14 protein-coding genes are annotated in these 15,255 nt (G+C 63.3%); 6 read left to right on the top strand and 8 right to left on the bottom strand.

The window, feature by feature from the left end; translation table 11 throughout:
• Positions 1–10: 10 nt before the first annotated feature.
• The 7 genes from CAF53_RS21265 to CAF53_RS21235 form a co-directional block, all read right to left on the bottom strand.
• Positions 11–742: a hypothetical protein gene (locus CAF53_RS21265; RefSeq protein WP_046765192.1), complete on the bottom strand. Its 732-nt coding sequence runs from the start codon at positions 740–742 to the stop codon at positions 11–13.
• Entirely contained in the window at positions 742–1,107 is a 366-nt protein-coding gene (locus CAF53_RS21260) for a hypothetical protein (RefSeq protein WP_242443549.1), read from the bottom strand. Before CAF53_RS21260 ends, CAF53_RS21265 begins: the two co-directional genes overlap by 1 nt.
• Positions 1,104–2,303, bottom strand: a complete 1,200-nt coding sequence (locus CAF53_RS21255) for a class I SAM-dependent methyltransferase (RefSeq protein ID WP_100239493.1) — start codon at positions 2,301–2,303, stop codon at positions 1,104–1,106. The genes CAF53_RS21260 and CAF53_RS21255 overlap by 4 nt, the downstream gene beginning before the upstream one ends.
• Complete coding sequence (locus tag CAF53_RS21250; RefSeq protein WP_100239492.1) at positions 2,300–3,355, bottom strand: nitrilase-related carbon-nitrogen hydrolase; 1,056 nt, start codon at positions 3,353–3,355, stop codon at positions 2,300–2,302. The genes CAF53_RS21255 and CAF53_RS21250 overlap by 4 nt, the downstream gene beginning before the upstream one ends.
• A gap of 4 nt (positions 3,356–3,359) precedes the next feature.
• Positions 3,360–4,919 carry an FAD-binding oxidoreductase gene (locus CAF53_RS21245; protein ID WP_100239491.1) on the bottom strand — a complete coding sequence of 520 codons (1,560 nt, stop codon included), beginning with the start codon at positions 4,917–4,919 and terminating at the stop codon, positions 3,360–3,362.
• A gap of 1 nt (position 4,920) precedes the next feature.
• Complete coding sequence (locus tag CAF53_RS21240; RefSeq protein WP_199797860.1) at positions 4,921–6,168, bottom strand: MFS transporter; 1,248 nt, start codon at positions 6,166–6,168, stop codon at positions 4,921–4,923.
• A 109-nt stretch (positions 6,169–6,277) separates the two neighbouring features.
• Positions 6,278–8,779 (bottom strand): TonB-dependent receptor, encoded by a 2,502-nt coding sequence (locus tag CAF53_RS21235; RefSeq protein ID WP_100239490.1) that lies wholly within the window; start codon positions 8,777–8,779, stop codon positions 6,278–6,280.
• 132 nt (positions 8,780–8,911) lie between these two features.
• Here CAF53_RS21235 and CAF53_RS21230 point away from each other — a divergent pair, with 132 nt between their 5' ends.
• From CAF53_RS21230 to CAF53_RS21205, 6 genes are all read left to right on the top strand, one after another.
• A complete protein-coding gene (locus CAF53_RS21230; protein WP_100239598.1) occupies positions 8,912–9,592 on the top strand; it encodes a hypothetical protein in 681 nt (226 codons plus the stop codon).
• 84 nt (positions 9,593–9,676) lie between these two features.
• Complete coding sequence (locus tag CAF53_RS21225; RefSeq protein ID WP_100239489.1) at positions 9,677–10,507, top strand: CoA ester lyase; 831 nt, start codon at positions 9,677–9,679, stop codon at positions 10,505–10,507.
• A complete protein-coding gene (locus CAF53_RS21220; RefSeq protein WP_046765200.1) occupies positions 10,500–11,009 on the top strand; it encodes a MaoC family dehydratase in 510 nt (169 codons plus the stop codon). Before CAF53_RS21225 ends, CAF53_RS21220 begins: the two co-directional genes overlap by 8 nt.
• Before the next feature lie 13 nt (positions 11,010–11,022).
• Complete coding sequence (locus CAF53_RS21215; protein WP_100239488.1) at positions 11,023–12,192, top strand: acyl-CoA dehydrogenase family protein; 1,170 nt, start codon at positions 11,023–11,025, stop codon at positions 12,190–12,192.
• Positions 12,189–13,382: a CoA transferase gene (locus CAF53_RS21210; protein ID WP_046765330.1), complete on the top strand. Its 1,194-nt coding sequence runs from the start codon at positions 12,189–12,191 to the stop codon at positions 13,380–13,382. Before CAF53_RS21215 ends, CAF53_RS21210 begins: the two co-directional genes overlap by 4 nt.
• Positions 13,372–14,475: a CoA transferase gene (locus CAF53_RS21205; RefSeq protein WP_242443548.1), complete on the top strand. Its 1,104-nt coding sequence runs from the start codon at positions 13,372–13,374 to the stop codon at positions 14,473–14,475. The genes CAF53_RS21210 and CAF53_RS21205 overlap by 11 nt, the downstream gene beginning before the upstream one ends.
• 7 nt (positions 14,476–14,482) lie before the next feature.
• Here the strand turns inward: CAF53_RS21205 and CAF53_RS21200 are convergent, their stop codons facing one another.
• Complete coding sequence (locus CAF53_RS21200; protein WP_232307643.1) at positions 14,483–15,241, bottom strand: GntR family transcriptional regulator; 759 nt, start codon at positions 15,239–15,241, stop codon at positions 14,483–14,485.
• Positions 15,242–15,255: the final 14 nt, after the last annotated feature.

Genomic DNA, 15,255 nt, shown 5'->3' with positions numbered 1-15,255 from the left:
GGAAGGCGGTTCAGCGTTCCAGTTCCACCAGTTCGTACCAGGTCTGCATATAGCCGCCGACGCCGCCCCGCACGAAGACGGCGTCGCTGTCGGCCGTGACCCACATGTCATAATGGGGGTGGGGAGTGCCGCCCATGCCGGGGCCTTCGTCGTCGATGAAGCGGAAATGGCGGCAGTCGAAGGTTCCGGCTGCGACCGTGACGGTTTCGTCGCCGACATATTCCAGGCCGATCTGCACCTCGGCGATGAGAGGTGGGGTGGCGCCGCGATGGTCGGGAGAAGGCAGGAAGACGCGGATCTTGCGGCGATGCGGACCCTTCGACACATCCATGCAGCGGGTCGTATAGCCATCGCCGGCAATCGGATGCGTGCCAAAGCCGTCGATCCGTCCGGCATAGGGCATTTTCTGCGAAATGCGGCCGATGGAGGGACCGTAGCTTTCGCATTCGATCAGCCCGCCATTCTCGCCGGGCGTGTGGTGGAGCCAGCCTGATCCCATATACTCGTCACCCACCGTCAGGTGGACGTGCAGATCCTGCGGTTGTCCCTGGCCGTCCAGCACATAGACGATGTCGCGCATCACCGTGGGGGCGGGCTCCTCTATCTCGCAGCGCGCGCGGAAGATGGTGCTGCCGTCGCCATGATGGGTGAAGCTGAACCATTCGCGGCCCCGCTCCCGATCCAGCATTTCGGGCTTTTTCGATGTGTAGCGGATGCGACCGCTGATGGTCCTGTGCTGCATCAGCTGTTCTTCAGTTCGATGCTGATTTCGGCCGTGGGCCGTTCGGGCGCTGCCTGCATCGCTTCCATCTCCTGCTGCATGCCGCGCATGATGCGGGCGACATATTCCTTGGTGGCGACGGCGCGCTCATAGGCGGCGTCACCCGTCGCCTGATAGGCTTCGATATCGGCGCGGCTGATCGTGCCCTTGTCGTCCAGAAGGCGTTCGACCGTGTCGAGCCGTTCCTTGAGCACCGCCACTTCGCCCGCGACCGCCATCAGGATGGACAGCGTGCGTTCGGCGTTGAAATCGTGCAGCGTGTCGGGGCGTTTACCCTTGGCGCGCTTTCCTGCGCGGGCGATATAATCCACGTCATTGTCACTCATGCTTCGGGTTTCCACGCTCCATAGGCATTCCAGGCGGCGGCACGGCCATGATCTTCCTCCGCGCCCTCGGCAGCGGCGGGGAAGATGGTGCGGTCGACCACGGCCAGCACGCGGGCGGTGAACTGGCAGTCGCGCGGCAGGCCGGCGTCCTCCATCACCTGTTTCAGGTCCAGCGCATGCATCGCCGACCAATAGGGTTCGTTGTTGTTGAAGGCGTCCCAGTCGCGGATGAACTGTTCGTACAGCGGCATGTCGTCGCTATATTGCGGCTGTTCCAGATGGAACATGAGGCCGCCCGGCGCCAGCACGCGCTCGCTTTCGGCGATGATCTTCGGCAGCGCCTTGCCCGACAGTTCGTGCAGATACATGGTGGTCTGCACCCAGTCGAAATGGCCGTCGGGGAAACGGCTCATATCCTCGGCATTCATCTGGATGAAGGTGATGTTGGTCGCGCCCAGCGACTGGGCGCGGGCATGGGCATAGCGCAGCACGGCCGCGCCCGTGTCGATGGCGATCACCTCCGCATCGGGGAAGGCGAGCGCGAGCGGCACGATATTATGGCCGACGGTGCAGCCCAGATCGAGGATGCGGCGGGGCTGCCAGTCGGGGCGCTCCTTGCGCACCCATTCGACCAGCGCCTGCCCGCCGCCGTCCGACAGCGCGCCCAGCCCGCCCGCGGTGGTGGCGAAGAGGCCGCTGTCATAATTGGCGCCCGCCGACATGTCGCCGGGGCGTTCCTCCCCCTGATAATTGCCCGGCATGCAGTGGATGTCGACCGCATCCATATAGTGCGGGATGGGGAGGTCGGGATCGAGCTGGAGCGTCTCGCGGCCCTCATTATACTGGCGCACCTTCGCGCTCAGTTCATCGATCTGGCGCAGCGTGATCGAACGGCCGTTCTGCTGGCGCATTTCCATCGAATTGCGTTTCAGCGCCGACCAGTAGCGGTGCCAGGGGTCCTGGTTCATCGCATCGCGGATTTCGAAACGATCCTGCGGATCGCGGCCATGGTCCGCCTGGAAAGCGGGCAGGACGCGCGTGTCATAGGCGATCCTGTTGCCCGCGCCGATCGATCCGGACAGATATTTGTTGAATGCCGTCAGGAAATTGTAGCGCGCCGCCTCGTCATGGGTCGGCTGGGGGAAGACCGCATGCTGGGCGACGGCGGTATAGGGCGGGGGTACATCCTGTTTCATATCAGTCCATCCTTCGAAAGACGGTCGATCACCTGTTCCTGCACCTTCAGGAAATGGTCACGGTCGGGCACCTTTACCACCCCGTCGGCGATCAGGCTGTTGGCGGGTTGATGCGTTTCCCCGCCATAGACGGGGGCGAAAAGCTCCAGCCGCTGGCGGGCGAGGAAATTGCTCATGCCGGGCTTGCGCCGCTGGGCGCGCAGGGCGTTGATGTCGACATCGGCAAAGGCGGTGAAGGTTTCGCCGGGGCTCGATTCCGCGAGCGGATTGCCCTTATAGTCGATGACGATCGAATTGCCGTCGGCGGACGCCAGCGGCATGGCCGATCCTTCGATCCCGGCCGTGTTGGCGGAGATGACATAGGCGATATTCTCGAACGCGCGGGCGCGCTTGGCGACCTGCTTGGGCGTGGCGAGCGGCGATCCGACCTCCGAGGAGGAATGGACGAAAATCTCCGCCCCGCGCAACGCATGGGCGCGCGCGATTTCGGGGTAGAGGATTTCTTCGGACGCGATGGCGGCGAGGTTGCCGATCTCCGTCCGGGCGACGGGGAACACGCCGTCCAGCCCGTAAATGTCGAGATATTTCGACCAGACGTCATGCGGCGTCGGCGCGAACATCGAATTGAGCCGGCGATAGCGCAGCACGACCTGGCCCGATGGCGCGACGACGAAGCTCGTCTGGAAATAGAGGCCGGGGAAATGCGGATCGCGTTCATAGGCGTTGCCCGCCAGGAACAGGTCCTGCGCGGCGGCGATCCGGCCCAGCGCCTCATATTCCGGGCCGTCCATGTCCAGCGCCGCCTTTTCCGCGAAGTCGGGAATCGAGATGCGGCCGGGATAGCTGGTCAGGAAATATTCGGGCAGCACCGCGAGGCGCACGGGGCTGCCGCCATATTGCTGGATGAAGACGGAGGAGGCGCGCAGCTTGACGCCGATCTCCTCGATCATCGCCAGCATCTGGGCGGTTGCGGCGGCGCGGTCAGGCAGCCGCTCGACCGAGCGGGCGGCTATCTGAAGCGCGAGGGCGGCATAGGGCTTGACGGCGCTCATCGCGTCACAGCCCCAGGCTGCCGGGGTTCATCAGCCCCTGGGGATCGACGGTCTGCTTGACCGCCCTTAGCAGGGTCCAGGCGCGCGGGTCGCTGGCCTCTTCCAGCGGGTATGTGCGGGCGACCTGGAGGTGGGTCGCGCCGAGATCGCGGAAAATCCGGACGATCTCCTTGCGTAGCCGGTCGACCACGGCGCGCGACGTCGCGTTGGCGGGGAAGCGGTTGAGCTTGGCGAGATGGCTAGGTTCCAGCGATCGGCAATGCAGTTCCTCCAGCGCGTCGGGCCAGAAGAAGACCGGCTCGATCAGGCAGGTGGAGCGGCTGACAGCAGCAAGCATGGCGCCCGCCGCGACGCCTTGGGCTTCCATCTCGGCCTTGTTCGCCTCGAACAGCGCCTGGATGCGGTCCCATGCCTCGATCAATCGGCTGTGGGGCAGGAAGCCGTGGACGGGAACCCAGCGCTCGCCATCCGGGCCGACCATCGAATTGACGGGCGGGAAGGGATTGGCGCGCATGATCTTGGGAATGGTGTTTTCGATGGCCTTGCCGCCATGTTTCACCGCGATCGCCTCGATCGCCTTCATGTCGGCGTCGACCGCGCTTTGATAGCGGCCCTCGCAGATCAGGTGCAGCGAGAAGGGCACGTCGTCGAGGAAGGAGCGGCCGGCGGCGACGACCTTCGCGCCCTCCTTCAGCGCCTTGAGGACGGAGCCCTGCGCCTTCATCATGTTGACCAGTGACTTGGCATCCTTGGTCAGGCTGTCGCGCTTCATGCGCTGGGCCTGAAGATAGGGGTCGAAGCCGAAGCTTTCGGAGGCCAGCCCTTCGCGGGCGATCGCGCTCATCGCGCTGAAGAAGGCATTGGCGTCGGGGAAGGAGAAGGAGCCATAGGAGAAGGCGGTGCCTTCGCGCACCAGCTTCAGGGTGATGGTCGCCTTGACGCCCAGCGCGCCGCAGTCGGCGGCGAACAGCCCGGTGATGTCGGGGCCGAAGGGACGGAAGAAATTGCTGCCGGTCGACAGGATCGTGCCATCGGCCAGCACCACCTCGAAGCTGAGCGCGGCGTCGACCACCGTGCCGCCCAATGCGCCCCAGAAGACGCCGTTCTGGCTCATGCCGCCGCCGACCGTGGCGTTGATGCCCGACAGCGTGCCCCAGGCGAGCGCGCGCAGCCCCCTGGGCTTGAGCGTGCGTTGCAGCTTGTCCCAGGTGCAGCCGGATTCGACCGTGACGGTCATGTCTTCCTCGTTGAGGTCGAGGATGCGGTTCATCGATCCGGTGTCGATCAGCAGCGCCCCGGCCTCCGGCGCAAGATAGCCGCTGGTGTAGCTCATGCCGCCACCCCGCGGGACGATGGCCACCCCCGCCTGCGTCGCTGCCGCGATGCCGCGGGCTAGCATGTCCTTGTCGGTGGGACGGAACACGGCAAGGACGGTCGGGCCGGTGCTGAACACGTCCTGGGAATGATAGGCGCGTTCGGCGGCGTCGGTGATCAGCGCTTCGGCGCCGACGGCCTCGGTGATCGCCGCGAGGGCGAGATCATCTTGGGGAGCGAGAATTTCCACGTCAATTTCCTGAACGGAGCGTTTTGAGGTCGGGATAACGGCCGAGCGCCAACAACAGCGCGCCGCCGACCGCGAACATGGCCATCGCCACGCCAAGGATCAGATCATAGCCGCCGGTGCGGTCGCGCACCATGCCGTAGACGATCGGTGAGATGGCGGAGCCGATGGCGAAGGGCATATAGAGCACGCCGTAGATGCGGCCATAATGCGCCATGCCGAAATATTTGGCGGCAAGATAGGCGATGATGTCGGATTCCGTTCCAGCCGCGAAGCCCAGCAGGAAACCGCCGACGATCACATGGCTGAGCGACGCGTTCGTGCCCATCAGCAGCCAGCAGGCGATGGCGGGCAGCAGCAGCGCAGGGAAGGCGACGCCCGGCGCCCAGAAACGGTCGAACATATAGCCGACGAGCAGTCGCCCAACGAGGATGCCGATGGCGACCACGCCCAGCACGCTTGCGGCGACCTGCGCGGAGAAACCGTGCAGGCCGACAATCTGCGCGATATGGATATGCGCCCCGCCATAGGCGAAGGCGGTCAGCAGGATCGAGGTAAAGAGGATCCAGAAACGGCCGCCGCCCATGGCCTCCTTCAAGGTGATGCCGAAGATGGTCCCGGTCGCGTCGGCCACGCCTTCAGGACGTTCGTCGGGCCGGGGCTCGCGGAACCACAGGAAGGCGAGGGGGATGGCGACGAGCAAAGGCAGCAGCGCGACGACCGGGAAGGCCATCCGCCAGCCCCCGGCCGAAATGGCCCTTTGCGCGATCTGCGGCACGACCATGGCGGCCAGGCTGGTGCCCAGCAGCATGATGCCCAGGGCCAGACCGCGATGGCGGTTGAACCACATGCTGATCGCGCGGCTCCAGGTGACGGGCGTCGAACCGATGCCGATCGCGCCCAGCACCGCCCAGAAGAGCAGATAGCCGATCTTGGAAGCAGGCAGGAAATAGAAGGAGCCGAAGACGACGCCGAACAGGAACAGCGACCAGAGCACGACCGGACGGACGCCGAAACGGTCCGAAAGCGCGCCGTAAAAGGGCGCGAGCAATGCGGCGATGATGCCAAAGACGGTGACGCCCGCGCTGGTGGCGGCGAAATCCCATCCGAATTCCGCGCTGACCGGCCCCATGACCAGCGGCAGGACGTTGAACGGCAGCGGTGACGCGCCACACGCGACCCCGATCAACGCCGCCGCGAGCGGCTTGGCACCTAATCTGAATTCCGAGCGCGCGCCGGTGGCGATCGTCATGCCTGGACCATTTCCTTGTATTACAGTGTCATAACGCGACATCTCGGACCTATTCCAAGCTGCCGCCCGGCAAGGATGCGCTTTGCAGTCCTGCCGGGCGGGGAGGTTACTAGAAGTTGTAGCGAGCGCGCGCCACCCAGGTCATGGGCGGGTCGATATAGCGCGTGTTCGCCAGGGACGTGTTGGCAGCCGTCTTGTTGAGGCAGTTGGTGCAGGACACCGAAAGCTGCCACTTCTTGTCCGCGCCGTTCAACGCCAGGCCGGCATTGACGAACCAGGCCGATGGGGTGAACGAGCCATTCAATATCTCGTCGCCGCCGTAGGGATTGGCCGGATAGGTGCCGTTGGTCCCCGTGATCGAACCTGAGTAGATCGTATAATTGGCGGCGTTGGTTTCCTGGCTGCTACGATAGCTGGCGTTGAGGGAGGGAACCAGCGACAGGCCGCTGCCGCCCAGCGGCATCGTGTAGTTGCCGCCCAAGGCGATCGTCCAGTTCGGCACACGCGTCGGATCGGCGATGGTGCCGTCCGGGGCGACGATGCCCACGCCGCAGGATGCCGTGGTACCGGTGCCGCCAGGGATATTGCCCGCGGCGATCAGGGCCTGGCATGCCTTCTGCTGCGCATTGACCGACTGGATGCCATATTCGTCAAAATCGGGCGCGTTGCGATCGATCTTGAACTTGGCGTCCTGATAACCGGCGTTGACGTAAAGGTTCAGCCCTTCGACCGGCACGACAGTGAACTCGGCCTCTATGCCCTTGTTCGTCATGTCGGCGAAGTTGCGGGTGATGAAGGTGGCCGAGCCATTGGGATTGACCAGAGCGGAAGGCGTCTGGAGATCGTTGACGTCCATGTAGAAGAAGGTGAGGTTGGCGCGAAGGCGGCGGTCGAACCATTCGGATTTGATGCCGGTTTCATAGCTCCAGACCTTTTCGGGTCCGAAGGGAAGGAAGGACGTGACAGATGTCGCGCGCGCGTTCCAGCCGCCTGACTTGAATCCGCGCGTCGCCGAGGCGAAGAGCAGGATGTCTTTATTGACCTTGTAATTGATCGCGAAGCGCGGCGTCCATTGTTTGGTCTTCAGCTTGTTGGGAATCTTCAGTCCCGAAGGCCCGACAAGATTGAAGGTGTCGAGGCAGGTCGCCTCGATCGTGCCGTCATTACAGCTCGCTCGGTTGTCCTGCACCTGCAGGGTCTTGGTTTCGTCGGTGTAGCGGATGCCGCCGGTCAGCTTGATCTGGTCGGTGACGTTGACATCGATCTGGGCGTATCCGGCCAGCGCCTCGGTCTTGTTGCGCAGGATGCGATCCGCCAGCACCAGCGTGCTGGTCGGCGACAGGGTGAAGGTGTCGGCGAAGTCGGTGCGATTGCGTTCAACGAGATAGAAGGCGCCGGTGACATAGTCGATCAGCCCATCGGCGATGCTGCCATTGATCTTGGCTTCCTGGCTGAACTGCTGGTGGGTGCCGTCGTTGAGGATCGCAAACCCGCCCCGCTCATAACCCCGCACGGCTGGAACCGGATTGGCGAGCGAAGGACCGCTGCGTCCGTCATAGAAATCGAGACCATATTGCTGGTCCTGGGCGACGAATCCCGTGATGAGGTTCAGCGTCATCTTTTCCGCCAGGTCGACTTCGAAGTTCGACGTGACGAGATTGGTCGTCGTATAATTGCCCATCAGGAAATATTTCTTGCGACCACTGATCGGCAGCGATGCAAAGGGGGAGTTGGGCGAACTCTTGCCCGAAGGAATGCCGGTGGTGGCGAAACGGCCGTTGCAGTCCGAGGGATTGGCCGGATTGCACTGGAAGTTCAGGATATTCTCGCCGTTGGCGACGATATGCGCGTAGGAGCCGTTCCAGCGGACCGACGGGCTCAATTCACCATGGATGCCGATGCGCGCACCCCAACCGTCATCGTCGTTGATGCGCTGGCCGGTCGTGACGTTCTTCACATAGCCGTCGTCATTCTGCCAATAGCCGGACAGTTTGATGGAAAGGGTGTCGGCCAAGGGCACGTCGACCGAACCGCGGGCGATCTTCTTGTTGAAGCGGCCATAGCCGACTTCCGCGAAGCCGCCGAATTCCTTGCCGGGCTCTTTCAGGATCACGTTGACGGCGCCGCCGGTCGTGTTGCGGCCGAACAACGTGCCCTGCGGACCGCGCAGAACCTCGACCCGCTCGACGTCGAACAGGTTGATGTTATTGGCATTCTGGCGGCTGAGATAGATTTCGTCGACATAGGTGCCGACCGGCGGGTCGAAGGTCGGAATGGTTTCCGTATTGCCCAGGCCACGCAGGTAGAAGGCGTTTGCGGATCCGACGCCGGTATTGTTCATCGACACCAGATTGGGGACGAAGCGACCCAGTTCGAGTGTGCTGGAAACGCCCTGGCTGCGCAGTTGATCCGCCGAGAAGGCCGATACCGCGATCGGTACATTTTGCAGGCTTTCCGAACGGCGCTGGGCGGTAACGACGATTTCCTGGATGCCGCCGCCCGATTGATCGCCAGCCTGGACAGGCGTTTGCGAGTTGTTGGTCTGGGCGTGCAGTGGCGTGGCAATGCCTGCGCTCAGCGCGGTCGTCGCTACAAGCAGAAGGCGCTTCATATCATTCTCCCTATTTTTCTGGTTCCGGATCGGCTTGTTCCGCCTGCCGACGATTTTCTAATTTGTCCGGACAAATTTTCATGTAAGCAGGAAGCTGTCAAGCGGCCCTGAGCCATGGAGGAGAAATTTCAGATGTCACTCGCCGATCTGGCCTATCCCAGCCTCGTCTATTTCCACTTGTTTCTCTTTGTTTTGTGGCTCGGCGGCGACGTCGGCGTTTTTCTCGCGGGGCAGCATTTCCGCAAGCGCCACCTCTATACGCTGGACCAGCGAATCGCTCTGTTGAAGCTGCTTGTCCTGGTCGACATGACGCCGCGCACGGCATGGGCCCTGATGGTGCCAGTGTCGCTTTCGGTGGTGACCCTGGGGGGGTATTGGGCGGTGCCGTCCTTGTTGCTGGCAGGTGCCTGGCTGACGGGGCTCGCATGGCTTTGGCTCGTCTGGGACGCGCATTTCCACGACATGACGCCGCGTGCCGCGCGCAACCGGAAAATCGAATTCTGGCTGAAGAATGTGATCACCATCGGCTATTTGGGCCTGGGGATCGTTTCGCTCGCCACGGGCGCGCCGCTGGCCGAAAAATGGCTTGCCATGAAGGCGCTGCTGTTCGGGCTGATCTTCGTTGCCGCCATCATGATCGACGTCGCCTTCAAGCCGGTGGGTCCGCAGCTCGGCCGCCTGCTGAAGGAAGGGTCGAGCGATGAGACGGAGGTGCCGCTGCGCCGCACGATGGACCGTACCCGTATCTGGGTTTTCATCGTTTACGGGCTGCTGATTGTCACCTCCTACCTTGGGACGGTTAAGCCGTTCTGACGGAAAGCGCGGGTCGGCGCTTTTGTGCTTGACTTATAATTTGTCCGGACAAATTTTAGAGCGGTCAACAAAAAGGGTTCCGCGGTGAACACGCCCATCACTCTTTCATCGCTGCTGTTCGTGCCGGGATCGAAGCCGGAGCGCTATGGCAAGGCGCTGGCCAGCAATGCCGATGCCGTGTGCATCGATCTTGAGGATTCGGTCCCCGCACCGGCCAAGGGGGATGCGCGCGCGGCGGCCATCGCGGCGATTGCCGGGGGCGATTCGCGACTCATCCTGCGCATCAACGGCATGACCGCGCGCGCGGGTCTGGAGGACCTGCTCGCGCTGGCCGATGCGCCGGTTCTGCCGTCGCTGATCCTGGTGCCGATGGTGGAAAGTCCGGTGGAGATCGGGATCATCGCCTCTGTACTGGGGGATCGCACCCCGGGCATCGTGCCGCTGATCGAAACGGTGAAGGGCCTGCGGGCGGCGCCGGAAATCGCGGCGACGCCAGGTGTCGTCGCGATGATGTTCGGCGGCGGGGATTTCGCCGCGGAACTGGGTGTCGCGCTGGCATGGGAGCCGCTGCGTTCGGCGCGTGGCGCCTTCGTGATGGCGTGCGCCGGGGCCGCCATTCCGGCGATCGACGTGCCCTTCATTGCGATGGACGACATGGCGGGCCTGTCTCATGAGGCTGCGGCTGCGCATGCGCTAGGTTTCAGCGGCAAGGCGGCCATCCATCCCGCGCAGGTGGACGTGATCAACGCGACCTTCCGTCCGACGGCCGAACAGATTGCTGAAGCGGAAGAGGCGCAAAGGGTTTTCGATGCGGCCGGTGGGGCCGCAGTACGTTTCAACGGCCGCATGCTCGAAGTGCCGATCATGCGGCGATATCAAAGGATATTGGCCATGCGGAGCAAACAAGATGCGTGAAGGCGTTGTAGAAGTCAGCCCCGGACGCTTCCGTGAGACTTTCGGTCGCTACTATGAAGACTTCGTGGTCGGCCACATCTATGAACACCGGCCCGGACGCACCATCACCGATGCCGACAATGTGCAATTCACGCTGCTGACCATGAATACGCATCCGGCGCATTTCGATTATGAATTCGCCAAGAAGACCGAATTTGGAAAGCCGCTGGTCTGTTCGCCGCTGACCGTGGCGCTGATGGTCGGCATGAGCGTTTCGGACGTCAGCCAGAAGGCCGTGGCGAATCTCGGCTGGGACAATATCCGGCTGACCCATCCGATGTTCCCGGGTGACACGATCTATGCGGAGAGCGAAGTCGTCGAGAAGCGGGAATCCAGTTCTCGTCCGGAACAAGGCATCGTCACGGTCAAGACGATCGGCAAGAACCAGGACGGCAAGATTGTCTGCACCTTCAACCGTACCATGCTGATCTGGAAGCGTGGTTTCGGTCCCGTCGACGATTGAAGGGTGAGTGACCATGTCTGAACATGTCCAACGGCATATCGATGCCGACGACGAAGCCGCCCTGCTGGAAACCATCGACCGCTGGATCGAACGCGATGTCCATCCAGTGGTCATGCATCACGACCATAACGACATCTGGCCTGCCGAACTGGTGGAGCAGATGAAGGAAATGGGGCTCTTTGGCGCCACCATCGGCCAGGAATATGGCGGACTGGGCCTGCCGGCCACGACCTATTCCAAGATCGTCACGCGTATTTCCTCCTATTGGATGGCGATCACCGGCATCGTCAATTCGCACCTGATGATGGCGGCGGCGGTCGAGCGTTTCGGTACGGAGGCGCAGAAGCGGAAATGGTTGCCCAAGTTCGCGAGCGGGGAAATCCGTGGCGGGCTGGGGCTGACCGAACCTGATGCGGGCACCGATCTCCAGGCGATCCGGACGCATGCGGTGCGCGAGGGCGACGATTATGTCATCAACGGCACCAAGACGTGGATCACCAACGGCATCCAGGGCAGTTGCATCGCGCTGCTGGTGAAGACCAATCCCCAGGCCGAGCCGCGTTACAAGGGCATGAGTCTGTTCATCGCGCCCAAGGGCGATGGTTTCACCGTCGGCAAGAAGTTCGACAAGCTGGGTTACAAGGCGATCGATACTGCCGAACTGGTGTTCGACAATTATCGCATCCCGGCTGAAAATCTGATCGGCGAAGTCGAGGGCGAGGGTTTCTTCCAGGCCACCGGCGGGCTGGAACTGGGCCGCATCAACGTGGCGTCGCGCGGCGTGGGCCTGGCCGAAGGATCGCTGCGGCTGGCGACCGAATATGCCCAGCTCCGCAAGACCATGGGCAAGCCCATTGCGCAGCATCAGGCGATCCAGCTCAAGCTGGGCGAGATGGTGACGCGGGCGGAGGCTGCCCGGCTGCTCGTCAATCAGGCCGCGCAGGCCTATGATCGCGGCGAACGTTGCGACATGGAAGCGGGCATGGCCAAATATTTCGCGTCGGAAGCCGCAGTCCGCAATTCGGAGGAGGCGATGCGCATCTTCGGTGGCTACAGCTATTCCAAGGAATATGAGATCGAACGCTATTATCGCGACTCCCTGCTGATGTGCATCGGCGAGGGCACCAACGAGATGCAGCGGATGATCATCGCCAAGCAGTGGCTGAAGAGGAATCCGGCGTGACGCGAAAACTTCCCCTGGAAGGCTTCCGGATATTATCGGCTGAACAATATGGTGCCGGCCCGTACGGCACCATGTTTCTCGCGCAGATGGGGGCGGAGGTCATCAAGATCGAACCGCCCAAGGCGGGCGACACGGCCCGTGCGGTGGGCCCGCATTATCTGCGTAAGGGCGAGAGCCTCTATTTTCAGAGCTTCAATCTCAACAAGCGTTCGCTGACGCTTGACCTCAATTCGGTTGATGGCAAGGCGATCCTGCACCGGCTGGCCGCGACGAGCCATGCCGTGGTCAACAATCTGCGCGGCGATCTGCCGGAGAAGATCGGCCTGACCTATGCGCAGTTGAAGGACGTCAATCCCGCGCTCGTCTGTGCGCATCTGTCGGCCTATGGGCGGGACAATGATCGTGCGCGCTGGCCGGGATACGACTATTTGATGCAGGCGGAGGCGGGCTGGCTGTCGCTGACGGGTGAACCCGACGCGCCGCCGACGCGTGCCGGCCTGTCGCTGGTCGATTTCATGACCGGCACGATCATGACGATCGGCCTGCTGGGTGCGTTGGTCGATGCGCAGCGTTCGGGCGTGGGCCGGGACGTGGATGTCGACCTGCTTTCCGCCGCGATCCATCAGACCAGCTATCCGGCGGTCTGGTATCTGAACGAGGGCGACGTCACCGGACGGACGGAACGTTCGGCGCATCCCTCGGTCACGCCGAGCCAGATGTTCCGCGCGGCCGACGGATGGGTGTTCGTCATGGCCCAACTGCCGAAATTCTGGGACGTTCTGGTGGAGCGCATCGGTCATCCCGGATTGGCCACCGACGAACGTTTCGCGACGCCCGCCGACCGGCTGGCCAATCGCGATGCGCTGACCGTCATCCTCGACGGCGTTTTCCGGGAACAGCCGGTCGCCTATTGGATGGAGCGGCTCGCCGGACACATGCCGGTATCGCCGGTCTATGGTCTCGACCAGGCGCTCGACAATCCCTATCTGCAAAGCACGGGAATGATCGACACCGTGTCCCATCCCGATCGCGAGCAACTGCGCGTGCTGGCCAACCCGATCCGCATGGATGGAGAGCGCCTGCCCAACCGTTCGGCGCCGCTTCTGGGTGCGGATACGGAGGCGGTGCTGGCGGAGGCCGGGTTCAGCGCCACGGACATAGAGTCCTTCAAGAGCAAGGGTGTCGTCTGATCCGATGGGCAAGCTTTCGGGAATAAAGGTCATCGACCTGTCGCAGTTCCTGCCGGGGCCGATGCTGTCGGTCATGATGGCGGACCAGGGGGCGGAGGTCGTGAAGGTCGAGCCTTTGAGTGGCGAGCCGGTGCGCGGCCTGGCGCCGTTCGAGGCGGGGCAGTCGATCTGGTTCCGCAACCTCAACCGGGGCAAGAAGAGCGTCGCGCTCGACCTCAAGAGCGCGGCGGGGTGCGATGCGTTGTGGGCATTGATCGACGATGCCGATGTGTTCATCGAAGGCTTCCGGCCGGGCGTCGTTGCCCGTTTGGGCTTCGGATATGAGGCCGTCGCGGCCCGCAATCCCCGGATCGTCTATTGCTCCATTTCGGCCTTTGGCCAGACGGGCGAATGGGCGCATCATGCCGCGCACGACATGGCGGTCCAGGCCATGGCGGGCTTTCTTGCGGTCAATGACGGACCGGATGGCATGCCCGTCGTGCCCGGCGCGCCCTCGGCCGACATGGCGGCGGGACTGACAGGCTTGTCGGCCGTGCTGATGGGCCTGATCGGCCGTGAACGGACCGGGCGGGGGGACTATATCGATGTCGCCATGTTCGATTCCCTGCTGCCATGGTGCGCTCATATCGCCGGAACCGCGGTCGCAGGCGGGGAGCCGCCGCGGTCGAGCAGTCAGCGTTCGCTGGGGGGCGCGGCCTTCTACAATGTCTATGAGACGGCCGACGGCAAGCATGTGGTGCTGGGCGGGCGCGAACTGAAATTCGTCGCCAATCTGCTGAATGCGCTGGAACGGCCCGATCTCATCCCGCTGGGATCGGTCGATCCGGGCGAAGCGCAGGCGCCCTTGATCGGCTTCCTGCGCGACAGCTTCCGCACGCGGACGCGCGACGAATGGGTCGCGTGGTTCGCCGACAAGGATGTCGCCTTCTCGCCGGTACTCGACTTCCGCGAGGCCTTTTCGGCACCTCATATGCTCGCGAGAGGCCTGATCGTCGAGGCCGATGGCGCGCATCACATCGCGCCGCCGATCCGCTTCGCGGGCGAGCAGCCATGGGTTCCCGCATCGGCGCCGGAGCTTGGCGCCGATGGCTGAACCCCTGTTACTCGACGTCGATATGCATGGTGTAGGCGAACCGGTCGCCGGGATGGTGGCTGGCGGAGATCTCGATCAGGCGGCCGGTGGCGTCGAAATAGCAGCGCAGGATGCGGAGGCAGGGGCTGCGGCGGGGTACACCCAGTTCGATAGCCACCGGGCCGCTGGCCGGTACGGCCTGGATGTCCTGCGTCACGCTGGCGACCTTGACGCCCGAGAGGCGTTCAAGCTGTCGGAAGATCGTGTCCTCATTGGGCTGGATTTCCCGCGCGGCGCTTTCCAGGTCGGGATGGATATAGGCGTCGGTGAGGGCGATGGGTCCGGCCTGGCCATGCCGGGTGCGCAGGCCGCGAAAATGATGCCAGCGTCCGTTCACCGGCTCGCCGATATGGACGGCGAACTTCTTGGGCAGCAGCGTCGCGCCCATCGGGGTGAAAAGAATTTCGCTGTCACGCGCATATTGCAGGATTTCGCCGACGTTGGACAGCGGCTGGTGCAGCGCGCCGCCGCGTGCCGAGGCAGGCTTGATCACTGTGCCCGAACCGCGCTTGCGTTGAATGAGCCCCTCGGTCTGGAGGGAACGAAGAGCCTCGCGGACGGTGAAGCGGCTGACGCCGTAGCGCGCGCACAGCACGCTTTCGGTAGGAAATTGGGCAGGATCGGGATAGTCCCCGCGCAATATTCCCGCGCGCAGATCTTCGGCCAATTCCTGATAGCGCGGCTTTTTGCTGCGGCTTCGCGTAGTCGTTTGAACTTCGGCCGACAAATCAAGACTCCCCT

It is taken from the genome of Sphingobium sp. LB126 (assembly GCF_002795205.1).
Taxonomy (GTDB): domain Bacteria; phylum Pseudomonadota; class Alphaproteobacteria; order Sphingomonadales; family Sphingomonadaceae; genus Sphingobium; species Sphingobium chungbukense.
This window is presented reverse-complemented; position numbering and strand designations above follow the sequence as displayed.

Bases quoted from the DNA above. Each gene is read 5' to 3' on its own strand.
- CAF53_RS21265 (WP_046765192.1), bottom strand. From the start codon at position 742: ATGCAGCACAGGACCATCAGCGGTCGCATCCGCTACACATCGAAAAAG.
- CAF53_RS21260 (WP_242443549.1), bottom strand. From the start codon at position 1,107: ATGAGTGACAATGACGTGGATTATATCGCCCGCGCAGGAAAGCGCGCC.
- CAF53_RS21255 (WP_100239493.1), bottom strand. From the start codon at position 2,303: ATGAAACAGGATGTACCCCCGCCCTATACCGCCGTCGCCCAGCATGCG.
- CAF53_RS21250 (WP_100239492.1), bottom strand. From the start codon at position 3,355: ATGAGCGCCGTCAAGCCCTATGCCGCCCTCGCGCTTCAGATAGCCGCC.
- CAF53_RS21240 (WP_199797860.1), bottom strand. From the start codon at position 6,168: ATGACGATCGCCACCGGCGCGCGCTCGGAATTCAGATTAGGTGCCAAG.
- CAF53_RS21235 (WP_100239490.1), bottom strand. From the start codon at position 8,779: ATGAAGCGCCTTCTGCTTGTAGCGACGACCGCGCTGAGCGCAGGCATT.
- CAF53_RS21230 (WP_100239598.1), top strand. From the start codon at position 8,912: ATGTCACTCGCCGATCTGGCCTATCCCAGCCTCGTCTATTTCCACTTG.
- CAF53_RS21220 (WP_046765200.1), top strand. From the start codon at position 10,500: ATGCGTGAAGGCGTTGTAGAAGTCAGCCCCGGACGCTTCCGTGAGACT.
- CAF53_RS21215 (WP_100239488.1), top strand. From the start codon at position 11,023: ATGTCTGAACATGTCCAACGGCATATCGATGCCGACGACGAAGCCGCC.